The sequence below is a fragment of the Bacillus oleivorans genome, assembly GCF_900207585.1.
Taxonomy (GTDB): domain Bacteria; phylum Bacillota; class Bacilli; order Bacillales; family JC228; genus Bacillus_BF; species Bacillus_BF oleivorans.
The window spans coordinates 136,338-149,072 of record NZ_OAOP01000002.1 but is presented as its reverse complement, the minus strand read 5'-3'; the positions used below and the strand labels follow the sequence as shown (position 1 = coordinate 149,072).

11 protein-coding genes are annotated in these 12,735 nt (G+C 39.3%); 4 read left to right on the top strand and 7 right to left on the bottom strand.

The window, feature by feature from the left end; genetic code table 11:
• Nucleotides 1–15: 15 nt before the first annotated feature.
• The 3 genes from CRO56_RS04215 to CRO56_RS04205 form a co-directional block, all read right to left on the bottom strand.
• Complete coding sequence (locus CRO56_RS04215; protein ID WP_097157369.1) at nucleotides 16–1,077, bottom strand: M24 family metallopeptidase; 1,062 nt, start codon at nucleotides 1,075–1,077, stop codon at nucleotides 16–18.
• An 18-nt stretch (nucleotides 1,078–1,095) separates the two neighbouring features.
• Entirely contained in the window at nucleotides 1,096–1,521 is a 426-nt protein-coding gene (gene aroQ / locus CRO56_RS04210) for a type II 3-dehydroquinate dehydratase (RefSeq protein WP_097157368.1), read from the bottom strand.
• 77 nt (nucleotides 1,522–1,598) lie between these two features.
• Nucleotides 1,599–2,129 carry a YqhR family membrane protein gene (locus tag CRO56_RS04205; RefSeq protein WP_097157367.1) on the bottom strand — a complete coding sequence of 177 codons (531 nt, stop codon included), beginning with the start codon at nucleotides 2,127–2,129 and terminating at the stop codon, nucleotides 1,599–1,601.
• 311 nt (nucleotides 2,130–2,440) lie between these two features.
• On the opposite strand from CRO56_RS04205, the gene CRO56_RS04200 reads away from it, so the two are divergent.
• Nucleotides 2,441–2,824 (top strand): SA1362 family protein, encoded by a 384-nt coding sequence (locus CRO56_RS04200; protein ID WP_097157366.1) that lies wholly within the window; start codon nucleotides 2,441–2,443, stop codon nucleotides 2,822–2,824.
• A gap of 127 nt (nucleotides 2,825–2,951) precedes the next feature.
• Here CRO56_RS04200 and CRO56_RS04195 read toward each other — a convergent pair whose 3' ends face one another.
• Nucleotides 2,952–3,836, bottom strand: a complete 885-nt coding sequence (locus CRO56_RS04195; protein WP_097157365.1) for a patatin-like phospholipase family protein — start codon at nucleotides 3,834–3,836, stop codon at nucleotides 2,952–2,954.
• A gap of 117 nt (nucleotides 3,837–3,953) precedes the next feature.
• A complete protein-coding gene (locus tag CRO56_RS04190; RefSeq protein ID WP_097157364.1) occupies nucleotides 3,954–6,509 on the bottom strand; it encodes a vitamin B12-dependent ribonucleotide reductase in 2,556 nt (851 codons plus the stop codon).
• Between the two features lie 558 nt (nucleotides 6,510–7,067).
• On the opposite strand from CRO56_RS04190, the gene CRO56_RS04185 reads away from it, so the two are divergent.
• The 3 genes from CRO56_RS04185 to CRO56_RS04175 all read left to right on the top strand — a co-directional run bounded on the left by CRO56_RS04185 (nucleotide 7,068) and on the right by CRO56_RS04175 (nucleotide 9,125).
• Nucleotides 7,068–7,442 carry a rhodanese-like domain-containing protein gene (locus CRO56_RS04185; RefSeq protein ID WP_097157363.1) on the top strand — a complete coding sequence of 125 codons (375 nt, stop codon included), beginning with the start codon at nucleotides 7,068–7,070 and terminating at the stop codon, nucleotides 7,440–7,442.
• Nucleotides 7,443–7,518: 76 nt separating this feature from the next.
• Nucleotides 7,519–8,313, top strand: a complete 795-nt coding sequence (locus CRO56_RS04180) for an AAA family ATPase (RefSeq protein WP_097157362.1) — start codon at nucleotides 7,519–7,521, stop codon at nucleotides 8,311–8,313.
• A gap of 155 nt (nucleotides 8,314–8,468) precedes the next feature.
• Nucleotides 8,469–9,125 carry a transglycosylase SLT domain-containing protein gene (locus CRO56_RS04175; RefSeq protein ID WP_179714165.1) on the top strand — a complete coding sequence of 219 codons (657 nt, stop codon included), beginning with the start codon at nucleotides 8,469–8,471 and terminating at the stop codon, nucleotides 9,123–9,125.
• 795 nt (nucleotides 9,126–9,920) lie between these two features.
• On the opposite strand, the gene gcvPB is transcribed toward CRO56_RS04175, so the two are convergent.
• Both gcvPB and gcvPA read right to left on the bottom strand, forming a co-directional pair.
• Complete coding sequence (gene gcvPB, locus CRO56_RS04165) at nucleotides 9,921–11,381, bottom strand: aminomethyl-transferring glycine dehydrogenase subunit GcvPB (protein ID WP_097157359.1); 1,461 nt, start codon at nucleotides 11,379–11,381, stop codon at nucleotides 9,921–9,923.
• On the bottom strand, nucleotides 11,374–12,723 hold the full coding sequence (gcvPA, locus tag CRO56_RS04160) for an aminomethyl-transferring glycine dehydrogenase subunit GcvPA (protein ID WP_097157358.1): 1,350 nt from the start codon (nucleotides 12,721–12,723) through the stop codon (nucleotides 11,374–11,376). Before gcvPA ends, gcvPB begins: the two co-directional genes overlap by 8 nt.
• Nucleotides 12,724–12,735 lie beyond the last annotated feature (12 nt).

Sequence of the window (12,735 nt, the reverse complement as noted above, 5' to 3'; positions counted from 1 at the left end):
CCTCCATTATTTAAACTATAGGATCAATAAATCCTTGGTTGAATGTGTTAAGGTCTCATTACCGTTTTCGGTAATTACTGTATCATCTTCAATACGAACTCCGCCTTTTCCTGGAAGATATATGCCCGGTTCAACCGTTACGACCATTCCAGGTTTTAGAACTGTTTCTGAACGGAAGGATAAAGATGGACCTTCATGCACTTCTAAACCAATCCCGTGTCCAAGGGAATGACCAAAATACTCGCCATAACCCTTCTCAGAGATATAGTCTCTTGCAATTGCATCCGCCTGCTTACCAGTCATTCCCGGCTTAATTCCATCCATAGATTTTAACTGTGCCTCTAGTACGATCTCATAGATTTCCTTTAATTCAGTAGATGGTTCTCCAACAGCGACAGTTCGTGTAATATCTGAAACATAGCCCTTGTATAAGGCGCCATAATCCAATGTTACAAAATCACCTTTTTCAATTACTTTTTCGCTTGCAACACCATGCGGCAATGCTGAACGAGACCCACTAGCCACAATAATATCAAATGAAGATGCAGCTGCTCCACATTTTCTCATGAAAAATTCCAGCTCATTAGAAATTTCTAATTCTGTCTTACCAGGCTTTATCACATCGATTATGTATTTGAAAGCCGCATCAGCAATATCTGCTGCATCCTTTAATATCTTAATCTCTGCATCAGACTTAATCAAGCGCAAGTTTTCAACTGCATTGGAAACCGGAATAAGTGCACATTCAACACTTGCCTGCAGGAGTTTATACTCTGAATAGGTAACATGCTGTTCTTCAAAACCAAGCTTTTGAATCCCTAGTTTTTTAGCCTGCTCCCCGGCTTCTGCAAAAATAGATCCGGAATGTTTGACTACTTCGAAGCCTGCAGCTTGATTTCCCGCTTGCTCTACATAACGGAAATCCGTGATAAATAAAGCTTTTTCATTTGAGATGAGAACCGCCCCGGCTGATCCTGTAAAATTAGAAAGATAGCGCCGATTATAGGCACTTGTTATTAACATGCCGTCAATTCCATGCTCAGCAAAACTAGACTGAAATTTTTTAATCTTTTCCATACCTTTTTCCTCTCCCTATTAAAAAAATGACTGAAAAGCGAGATCGTATCCTTTCAGACCGAATCCGAGAATTTGTCCTTTACACACTGGAGCAATGACGGACTGGTGCCTGAAGCTTTCTCTGGCATGAACATTCGAGATATGTACTTCAACAACAGGGGGCTGAATGGCAGCAACGGCATCACGAATCGCATAACTGTAGTGTGTAAAGGCACCTGGGTTAAGGATAATGCCAAGTGTATCCTCCTTATTGCTTTCATGCAGCCAATCGATAATGTCACCCTCATGATTAGATTGAAAAAAGTCTACCGAAATGTTTTTAGTATGAGCTAACTTTTGCAGACTATTTTCCATATCCTTAAGGGAATCAGTACCATATACCGATACTTCTCGATTTCCTAGCAGGTTTAAATTAGGTCCATTTAATACAACAATTCGTTTCATAAAAAAGCTCCTATATAAAAAAAGAATGTTCAATTAAGAACATTCTAACACACTTTATTAATTGGTAACATCTTGATTTATTGGGAAACTTCCTGCTTTTCCTTCACCCTTAACTCATGAGCTTCATAGGATATAGAGTAACCAATAAATACACCATAAAGGATGTACAAGCAAGCGGAGGTTACCCATGTGTATCCATCTATTTCTCTAATTGGTTCAATACTCGGAAATAACGGATTTAAGATGAAGAAAATTATACCAAACAAAAGCAGTCCATAGACCATTCCCGGCCACATTCCTTTAAATCTTTTAAATGCAACATAATACAGTAAAGCCGTTCCTGCGGAAAGAACGGATAATATTACGAAGGAAATCACAAGTCCTAACCACGTATTTTGCCAATCTCCAACAGCAATCGGTTCTAATACTGCTCGCGGGCTTACCTCTGTAAAAGAAAATAAATACGCAATATAACCAATTAAGCTCCACAAAAAGCCTCCGCAAAGGCCAATGATAACCGATAAAGCAACTAATGATAATTGTTCTTCTTTCTTATTTTGCTCAAGATCTTTACTTTCTTTTGAATTTTCTCCTTTTTCTTCTGACATACCAACACCTCCGCTCTTAGTATGTCCAATCCGCTAAAAACATTAACACATCTGGTTTTTTGCGTTAAATATAGAGGAATCACTCTATCCTTTGTAGAATGGAAAGGGAAGGAGTTCGGGAAATATGTAAAAAAAGATTAGAATACATAAAAATTGCATAAAAGAATGTTTTTTAGTTTAAAATGGATAAAGAAAACACACGATTGGTGAAGAAATTTCCTGACATTTGAAAAATATTGCAATTTGTCAAAGGTTTGTTGCCGGGATTATATAGGAAAATGCCTGTTAAGCTTGACAAGGAGGTGTCTGTTTTGAATCGATTGAAATATTGGTTGTTTTATATTGTGATCGCCTTAGCTATTTTAGGATTAGGAAATTATTTATGGACGGACCCTGCTGCATTTATCAAAAACCTAATATTCATCGGGGTATTTGCTGCCATTATCATATTTTTGTTTACAAGGTTCAGAGGGACTGCAGTCCATAACAGAAAAGAGCACAAAGCTTTTGTAAAGGCTGCCAAGTATTCCAAAAAACGTCTTAAAATGCGGGCAGAACAAAAAAACAATCCTATAAATCGTTCGATCTCTAAACCAAGCATTAAAAAAGCAATCCATTCGAAAAAAAGATCGGCACCTCACTTAACAGTCATTGAAGGGAAAAAAGGGAAAAAGAAGGATAAGGCTTCCCTTTAAATGAATACTTTCTCAAATAAGTCAGACCCTGTCATTCCTATTACTTCAATAGGTATGACAGGGTTTGACTTTTTTTTTAGCCACTCATAATCATAAGTAATGAAGGTACTGCTAACGAGAAAATTCCTTAATAACTCCATTGTCTTAAAAAGGCTTGTGCTCTTTCTTTCCCTAATTGGATGAGAGCTTCCTTTTTTTCATCAGTCAGTTCAAACTCAATCGGAATAACATTTTGTGTTGGAATAAAAATAATATTCTTTTCGTGTTTCCTTGATATATACCTTGCATCATGAGCATCCTTCATCGTCTCGAATAATGCTCCGAAAAGGTGAATGGCATTAGTAATTACATGCTTTTCATGTTCTTGAAAATCTGAACTTAGCTTAATACCTAAAACAGGTCTTTCCTTTATGACATTTTCCTGATCAAATAACCACATTGGAAAATTACTGAGAACACCGCCATCTACAACTATTACGGTACCATTTGCTGTAGGAAGCCGGACAGGTTCAAAAAAATAAGGAATCGAGCAGCTCATTCGAATCGCTTTCGCTACAGAAAACGACCACCACGGAATTCCATATTTTTCTAGGTCATTAGGAAGAATCATCATTTTACCGTTTGTAAGGTCCGAGGCAATCACTCTGAAACTGTCAGGAGGCAAGTCTTTAAACTTTTTAATCCCCTTTGCGGCCAGTTTTTCACCCAGCCATTTTTCTAAATAATGGCCTTTATATAAACCCAATCTCCAATAGAGCAAAAGCCATTTTGCGAATGGGATGGGAAGCCATAAAGGTCGTTCATCCAATATTTTTTTGACGTCTAGTTCATCAACAAGACCATATATCTCTTTACTGGAATAACCAGCTGCAATTAATCCCGCGACAATAGACCCTGCACTAGTGGCAGCCAGTCTTTGAAATTTTAGCCCTTTTTCCTCAATTGCTTCGTAGGCACCAACTAGTGCGAAACCTTTAATGCCCCCTCCGGAAAACACACCATCTATATACAAATGCTTCCCTCCCCAAAGTCCGCCATGCTACATGTTTAATGGGGAGAGTATGGATTTATTCCATATTTTTTGGCAATAAAAAAGCCGCCCTTTTTAAAAGGACGACTTCACTTAGTCTTATAGACCGCATTTCAATTGGGCATTACAGTTTGTACAAGTATTGCATCCGCCGATTTCTTCGACCGTACCCTTGCGGCAAACTGGACAGGTATCTCCAATTTCGGATCCGAATGTCACACTCGTGGCACGAAGATCCTGAATAGTATCTACAAGTACTACTTTTTTAGGTTCTTCTTCAAGAAGCTCGAGCTGTTCTTCAAAGCTATTTTCTTCGGCTTTTAATGTTAATACTTGAGCATCACGGCTACCATCAACGTAAACTGTACCGCCTTTTGCTCCGCCTTTATAGAGGCGTTCATAAACTTTTTTCACTTGCTCGACGCTATATCCTCTTGGTGCATTAACCGTTTTACTAATCGAACTGTCAATCCATTTTTGGATAATACATTGAACATCTGCATGAGCTTCTGGAGAAAGCTCCATCGCAGAAACAAACCAGTTTGGAAGATTATTTGGATCTGCCTCTGGATGAGCATCTAAATATTCTTGAACAATATCAGCTTTAACCTCAATAAATTTACCTAAACGTCCGCTTCTATAATAAGAGAAGGAGAAATATGGTTCGAGTCCAGTAGAAACACCGACCATCGTACCTGTGCTTCCTGTTGGTGCAACAGTTAATAAATGTGAATTTCGAATTCCATATTTTTTGATGTTTTCTTTAATATCATCAGGCATTTTTTTCATGAAACCTGTAGCAGTAAAGGCATCTCTTAAACGATTCGTGTCAGCTTCTGTCTGACCAGCCAAGTATGGGAAGCTTCCTTTTTCTTTCGCGATTTCAATTGAAGTCCGGTAAGCTGTTTCTGCAATTGTTTTGAACACTTCATCGATGAGTTTATTGCCTTCTTCAGACCCATATTCTTTTTCACAGTAAATCAACAAGTCATGCAGACCCATTACTCCAAGCCCAACCCGCCGTTCTCCTAGGGCTTGTTTTTTATTAGCCTCTAAGAAATATGGAGTTGCGTCAATTACGTTATCTTGCATTCTGGTGCCAATTTCAACTGTTTTCTTTAACTTTTCAATGTCAACCGTTTTGGTCTCTTTATTTGCCATTTCAGCTAAATTCACAGCAGCTAAATTACACACAGAATATGGTGCAAGTGGCTGTTCACCACACGGATTGGTCGCTACAACCTGCTGACCGTAAGCTTTTGCATTGGTCATCTCGTTTGCATTATCAATAAAGAAGATACCGGGTTCAGCTGAATACGTGGCACAAATATTAATCAGGTTCCACAGTTCTTGTGCTCGAATTTTACGATAAGTGCGGACCTTGTGTCCTTTTCTTGACCATTCTCTGACGTCCCCGACCTCGTGCCATTCTTCATTGTAGAGTTTCATTTCTTCAGGTGTATAGGATTCTACATCAGGGAATTGCAGGGCAAACAGATCATTATTTTCAACAGCTTCCATAAATTCGTTTGTTAAACAAACCGAAATATTAGCTCCAGTTAAAAACTCAGGATTATGAACAGAGTAAGTTCCTCCGATTCTTAGCTTTTCCTCTGCATCCCGAATAATCGCTTCACCGAATCCTCCATAACCGGGAATATTTTTATAGTTGATAATACCCTGATACATATTTTTTTCTTGTTCGGTAAATGGGGTAAATTTTAATTTATCCTCTGCCGCTTTTCGTATTTGCTCGTCTTTTGTATTTTCGATGAGGAATCGTAAAATCCGAGGATTTTGCATTTTCGAGATAATAAATTCGATAATATCTGGATGCCACACCGACATCATAATCATTTGGGCCCCTCTGCGACTTCCGCCCTGTTCAACTAAATGCGTCAGCTTCGCAATATCATCCAGCCATGATACCGATCCAGACGATTTCCCATTTACGCCTTTAGCAAGCGTGTTACGCGGTCTTAATGTCGAACCGTTCGTTCCAACTCCGCCGCCGCGGCTCATGATTTCCATCACTTGCTTCCGGTGCTCAGAAATTCCTTCTCTTGAATCTGGAACAAAAGGCATCACGTAGCAGTTAAAATAAGTAACCTCTGTTCCTGAACCTGCTCCATAGAGGACACGTCCAGCCGGTATAAAGTTTTTCGCAGAAAGCTCTGCATAAAATTTATCAAACCATTCTTGTTGCTTTTCTTCTGTTGTTTCAACTTCTGATAATCCTTTTGCTACTCTTTTCGCAATTTGTTCATAGAAAATTTCAAGCGGCTTTTCAATTACATCTAAAGAACGTAAGATTAAACCGGTTTTCATTTCTTCCTCTTTTTCAAGAACCCCGCGGTACTCCTCTTCGACAAAAACAGTAGCTTTCTTTGCTTCCCAGTCAATCTTCTCTATGTAGCCTAACCCACGAGCAGGAAATTTCGGATCTTCTTTAATCGTCAGAACAACAAAATCTCCCTCAGTGAGAGTTATTTTCTCGGTGTCCTTAAAGGAATAACGATCTAGCATAACAAGTCTGGATACCCCTTTATGGGTTGTGTGCATCTCTGGTGTAATGGGGTGGACTGCAGGAAATATCGCTATATCCTTATTCAGTCTTTCAATATTAATGTGTTTTGTGCTCTCGGTCGCAAGCATACTCTGCACCCTCTCTAATAAAACTATTAAGTTAAGTTCCTTTCTACCATAGCATAGCAGAGGAACAAAATTCAATATATAGTATGTTAATTTTTAAAAACATACTATATATTGTGATTAATTCATATTTCAGCAGATTTGTCAAACGAAAAAAAGGGTTAGAAACGAAGAAAAAAAGAGATTGATAGAGATTAAAATAGATTTTCTGCAGATATTAATTTTTTTTGTGGTTGCAAGTAAAATTTTTCTTGTTCTCACATTTGGAAAGTCCATCCAATTCCCGTTAAAGGTGATGATTTCCTTGCTTTTTCTAACTGTTCTTCTATTATAACAGAACATACGTTCCTGTTACAACCAGCATTAATTTTAAAAAGTGAAGTTCACCGAAATGAAACATTCTCTTGTAAAAGTTTACTTTATATATATCGGGAAATTTGTCGAAAGTGTTTATGCATTATTTGAGGAAATTTATAATTATTCTTTTTGCTCTTTTTCCTATGCCGCTATATAATAGTTTTTAGTGAGTTTTTTCTTAGAGAGGTAAAAGGGGGACTTTACATGATTGGATTACTCATCGTACTCGGAGCAATTATTACTTATATACTTTATAATTATTTCACGCAGAAAAAAATCGTTAAGACCCTTACACAGGATGACTTTATTTCTGGTTATCGCAAAGCACAGCTGATCGATGTTCGCGAACCTAATGAATTTGACGGCGGTCACATTCTAGGAGCGAGAAATATTCCGCTGTCTCAGCTGAAAATGCGAATGAAAGAGGTTCGTCCAGATAAACCCGTTTATCTTTATTGCCAAAGTGGAGTCCGCAGCGGCCGGGCAGCGAGAATGCTCTATCGGAAAGGGTATCGTAACCTTTATCATTTACAAGGCGGCTTTAAAAAATGGACAGGCAAAATTAAAACTAAAAACTAGTAACTCATACAACTACCTAGTAAACCTTCAGAGCAATCCTGAAGGTTTTTTATATACAAAGGAGGGCTTTTTTCAATTGTTCTTAACTTCGATCCACTATAAACCAAACGATATAACACGATATCCGTTTTCCCTTCCTATTTTTGCAAAATTACAAACTCTCACCTTTACGAAACCTGTCACCCTATTTGTCGGTGAAAATGGGACAGGAAAGTCAACTTTACTACAGGGACTGGCCTGTATAACGAATCGAAACCTGATTGGTGCTCAAGATCTAGCAGACCATCAAGACATGAGATCCGGTCAAGAATTGGCCAAAGCCATTCGTCCGACTTATAAAACAATAACAAACCGAGGATTTTTTTTGCGGGCTGAAGACTTTATCTCCTTTTCACGTCGTGTTCGTTCTATGATTGAAGATGCAGAGAATGAGTTAAAGCAAATTGAAATCGACTATAAGGGACGGTCCGCCTATGCAAAAAGTCTGGCATCCCTTCCCCATACTCGCACTCTTCATGATCTTCGCGCAAGGTATGGAGACGGTTTAGATGTTCGCTCTCACGGAGAAAAATTTCTAGATTTTTTTTACTCCCAGATCCATCCTAGTGGCCTCTATATATTAGATGAACCTGAAGCTCCCCTATCCCCAATTAAACAAATTGCATTGATAAAAATGATCATAGATAGTGTAGGAGAAGGAAGTCAGTTTATGATTTCGACTCATTCGCCGATTTTAATGGCGATTCCAGGTGCAACCATTTATTCTTTAGAGGACGATCAAATGATAGAAAGAGAGTATGAAGAAATAGAGCATGTGCAGCTGACCAAACAATTTTTAGAATCACCGGAAAGATTTCTTAGGCATTTATAGGGCTAGCCATCTGGAGGCATATAAACTACTAGTCAGTCTAATCAATTTTAAAGATCATAGGTTTATGAACTTATCAATTTATCTTTATAGAAATACTTTATAGTAGATAGGTTTATGTGTGACTGATCTTAAAAATGTGGTTAGGAGCTGTAAATATGGCAAGTTTACAATCCTGCGGACCTTGTGATTGTGAACAATATGGATATCGTGTTGTGTATAACGTAACAAGCGAAAGAATACAGAGGTGGCTCAATCAAGCCAATGAAGCTGGGGAATACTATGGAATAAATCCTGTTGTCTTTTTAGCGATTGCATCTGTTGAAAGCAATGGTGACTCTAGTGCCGTTAACCGCCAGCAAACTTCTTATGGGATTGTCCAAATACAGCAAGACCATATAGATGCGTTTAACTGCCATCATGGTACTGTATACAAATTAACTGATTTAATTGGAAAAGGGCCAAATATATGGAGTGCAAATGGGGCTGTAAAACTATCCTTTCAAATTCTTGGTGAGTACTTAAAAGAATTAAATCATATGACAAAAGCGATTAAACTTACTTCGACTGGATGGAATGGAGCTATTTGCGGATATAACGGTTCTTTTGAACCACATGGCAAAGGTTGCGGATACTGGCCGATTCCAACTTCTCCTTCCTGTTATGGGGAAGCCGTATATAAGCTTTGCAGTGCCTATGATCCATGGTGGATCAATCCCGCTTCAGGGAAAGCCAGTTCATTTTACTTTGGAAAATTATCACCTGCTCCGTTTGATATTCTTCCAGATTATAATCAAGTGTGTTATGGACCATAAGATTAGTAAAAGAAATCGATAAAAACAAGAAATACAATGGTTGATAAAAAATAAAATGTAATGTACAAAGAGTTCAGCTCATGGAAGGCTGGACTCTTTTTTGTGTTTCGGGACCCTGGATGGAGAGGATTTTTGGAGCGAAAGTAATAAGGTTGAAGCGGAAATTTACATTTTTGAGCACAAATCAGGGTTTTGGAGCGTCTTTTTCGTTTTTTGGAGCACGAGCCCGGAGTAAAGGAGCGGATTTCCTGCTTTTAGGAGCGGAGATCAGGGAGATTGGAGCAGGAAACCAGGGTTTTGAGCAAAAATTTAGATTTTAGAGCGGTACCTCTTAGCCTGAAGCCTGAAAATTTCGGCTTGATCATTAAGTAATGGGCGTGAATCACAATTATTGGGCGGGTCCGTGACTTATTTGGGCGAGTTCCGCAGTTTATTGGGCGCTCACCCCTAGTATTTGGGCACTTCTCCCGTTTAATTGGGCAGGAAATTTTATAATTGGGCGACCCCAACAATATTTGGGCGGCAATCTCGATAATTGGGCGGCCACCACAATATTTGGGCGGCCATCAAAATAATCGGTCGGGAAACAAAGTAATTTAGAGGGTATCCTTAATGATTCGATTCTTTAAGATTTATTTATCACTCCAAATTTTTGTCTATTGTTACCCATTTTTTACCCTGTAACAAAATATACGTACAAATTATAGAACAATTTTCACAAGCAGGGAATTTTATATTTTCCTAACAATGAAAAGAGCACACCTTTTCCAAAAGGAACAAGGTGTGCTTTTTAAACTACTCCACTGTGTAACGCAATACTGGCTTTCTGGCAGCTAATGTTTCGTCAAGTCGTTTAATAACCGTTGTATGAGGCGCTTCTTGAACCACCTCTGGCGTTTCTTCTGCTTCTTTTGCAATTTGAATCATTACATCAATAAAAGCATCTAGTGTTTCTTTAGACTCTGTTTCGGTCGGTTCAAACATCATACACTCTTCTACATTTAGCGGGAAGTAGATGGTAGGCGGATGATATCCGAAATCCAGCAACCTTTTGGCAATATCAAGTGTACGTACACCCAGTTTCTTCTGACGCTTACCGCTTAATACAAACTCATGCTTACAGTGTTTGTCGTATGGCAGGTCAAAATATGGGGCTAATCTTCTCATCATGTAGTTAGCATTTATAACCGCATTTTCCGTAACGGCTTTTAATCCGTCAGGACCCATTGTCCGAATGTACGTATAGGCGCGTACATTTATACCAAAGTTGCCGTAGAACGGTTTTACGCGGCCGATGGATTGTGGGCGATCGTAATCAAATACATATTGTTCATCTTTTTTCACGAGTATTGGTTTTGGTAAAAATGGAATAAGATCAGCTTTTACTCCAACTGGTCCAGAACCAGGTCCGCCACCGCCATGCGGTCCTGTAAAGGTTTTGTGCAAGTTTAAGTGAACGACGTCAAATCCCATATCCCCAGGGCGTGCTTTTGATAAAACAGCATTCAGGTTTGCACCATCATAGTAAAGCTTTCCGCCGGCACTATGAACAATTTCCGCCATTTCCAAAATATTTTTCTCAAAGAGTCCAAGTGTATTCGGATTTGTCAGCATAAGTGCTGCTGTATCATCCCCGACCACTCTTCTTAAGTCATCTAGATCCACAAGACCTTCTTCATTTGATTTTACTGTTATCGTTTCTAGTCCTGCCACAGTAGCTGAAGCTGGGTTTGTTCCGTGTGCAGAATCCGGAACAATTACTTTGGTACGTTTCGCATCGCCATTAGCCTCATGGAAGGCACGGATCATCATTAGCCCAGTCCACTCACCGTGTGCACCTGCAGCAGGCTGAAGCGTTACCTCGTCCATACCCGTGATTTCCTTCAAATGCTCCTGAAGGTCATACATAAGTTCCATTGCACCTTGAACCATTTCTTCATCCTGAAGCGGGTGTATGTGAGCAAAACCGGCGTATCGTGCGACATCTTCATTCACTTTCGGATTATATTTCATCGTACAAGATCCAAGCGGATAGAAACCTGAATCTACGCCATGATTCCGTTTGGAAAGAGCAGTATAATGTCTCATAATATCAAGTTCAGCAACTTCAGGAAGATTGGGCTCATCTTTACGGATATAGCTTTCAGGGATCAGATCTTCTACCTTGACTGCGGGTACATCTAACTCAGGTAAACTATAACCGATTCGACCGGGCTTTGATTGTTCAAAAATTAATTTCAACTCTTGATTAGCCATGATGAATTACCCCCAGTTCTTTAGCAAATGCATCAATTTCCTCTTTTGTGCGATTTTCGGTGACGGCAACTAGCATGCAGCGATCTGTTTCACTATAATCTCTGCCTAAGTCATAGCCGCCAATGATCCCTTTTTCTAGAAGCTTTTGATTTGCTTCTTTTACCGGGATTGGTAATTCAACAACAAATTCATTAAAGCTTGGTCCGTTCCAAATAACGTTTACACCATTAGCCTTAAGCTGCTGTTTGGCGTAGTGAGCTTTTTGAATATTAGCCCATGCCATCTCTTTGACGCCTTTCTTGCCAAGGGCTGTCATTGCGACAGAAGATGCCAGCGCATTAAGTGCCTGGTTGGAACAAATATTTGAGGTCGCTTTGTCACGGCGGATATGCTGTTCGCGAGCCTGAAGCGTAAGAACAAACCCTCTTTTACCGTCTTCATCAACGGTTTGTCCTACTAATCGGCCAGGTACTTTTCTCATTAATTTATTGGTAACTGCAAAGTAACCGCAGTGCGGGCCGCCAAAGTTACTTGGAATGCCAAACGGTTGAACATCGCCAACTACAATGTCAGCGTCAAATTTTCCTGGAGGAGTGAGAGCCCCAAGTGCTAAAGGATTACTTGAGACAACAAATAATGCCTTGTGTTCATGGGTTACATCAGCTATTTCTTGAAGCGCTTCAATTCTTCCGAAGAAGTTTGGATACTGTACGATAACAGCAGCTACTTCTTCATTCACCATGCCTTTTAAAGCTTCTATATCAGTTATTCCATCCTTGACTGGAATCTCTTCCACCTCAAGATATTGGCCCTTTGCATAAGTGCTGAGAACCTCTTTTGATTCAGGATGGACAGCTCTTGAAACCAGTACTTTCTTTCTGCGTGTATGTCCGGCACTTAACATAGCTGCTTCCGCTAATGCGGTTCCGCCATCATACATAGATGAGTTAGCAACATCCATACCGGTTAATTCACAAATCATCGTTTGAAATTCAAAGATAGCTTGAAGTTCACCTTGAGAGATCTCAGGCTGGTATGGGGTGTAGGCTGTATAAAATTCTGAACGAGAAATAACGTGATCAACGATAGAAGGAATATAGTGGTCATATACACCGGCACCGAGAAACGATGCATATTCCTTTAAATTTGCATTTTTATTGGCTAATTGAGAAAGTTCTTTCGTTAATACTGGCTCTTTCGTTGCTTTTTTAATATTGTATTCACGATTAAACCGAACCTTTTCAGGAATGTCTTCGAATAACTCCTCAACAGAATCGACACCAATTGCCGCTAACATATCCTTTTGGTCTTGTTCCGTCATCGGTAAATAGCGATGTTTCATTGTTTTAAGCAC

Bases quoted from the DNA above. Each gene is read 5' to 3' on its own strand.
- CRO56_RS04215 (WP_097157369.1), bottom strand. From the start codon at position 1,077: ATGGAAAAGATTAAAAAATTTCAGTCTAGTTTTGCTGAGCATGGAATT.
- aroQ (WP_097157368.1), bottom strand. From the start codon at position 1,521: ATGAAACGAATTGTTGTATTAAATGGACCTAATTTAAACCTGCTAGGA.
- CRO56_RS04205 (WP_097157367.1), bottom strand. From the start codon at position 2,129: ATGTCAGAAGAAAAAGGAGAAAATTCAAAAGAAAGTAAAGATCTTGAG.
- CRO56_RS04190 (WP_097157364.1), bottom strand. From the start codon at position 6,509: ATGCTTGCGACCGAGAGCACAAAACACATTAATATTGAAAGACTGAAT.
- gcvPB (WP_097157359.1), bottom strand. From the start codon at position 11,381: ATGGCTAATCAAGAGTTGAAATTAATTTTTGAACAATCAAAGCCCGGT.
- gcvPA (WP_097157358.1), bottom strand. From the start codon at position 12,723: ATGAAACATCGCTATTTACCGATGACGGAACAAGACCAAAAGGATATG.
- CRO56_RS04175 (WP_179714165.1), top strand. From the start codon at position 8,469: ATGGCAAGTTTACAATCCTGCGGACCTTGTGATTGTGAACAATATGGA.
- CRO56_RS04185 (WP_097157363.1), top strand. From the start codon at position 7,068: ATGATTGGATTACTCATCGTACTCGGAGCAATTATTACTTATATACTT.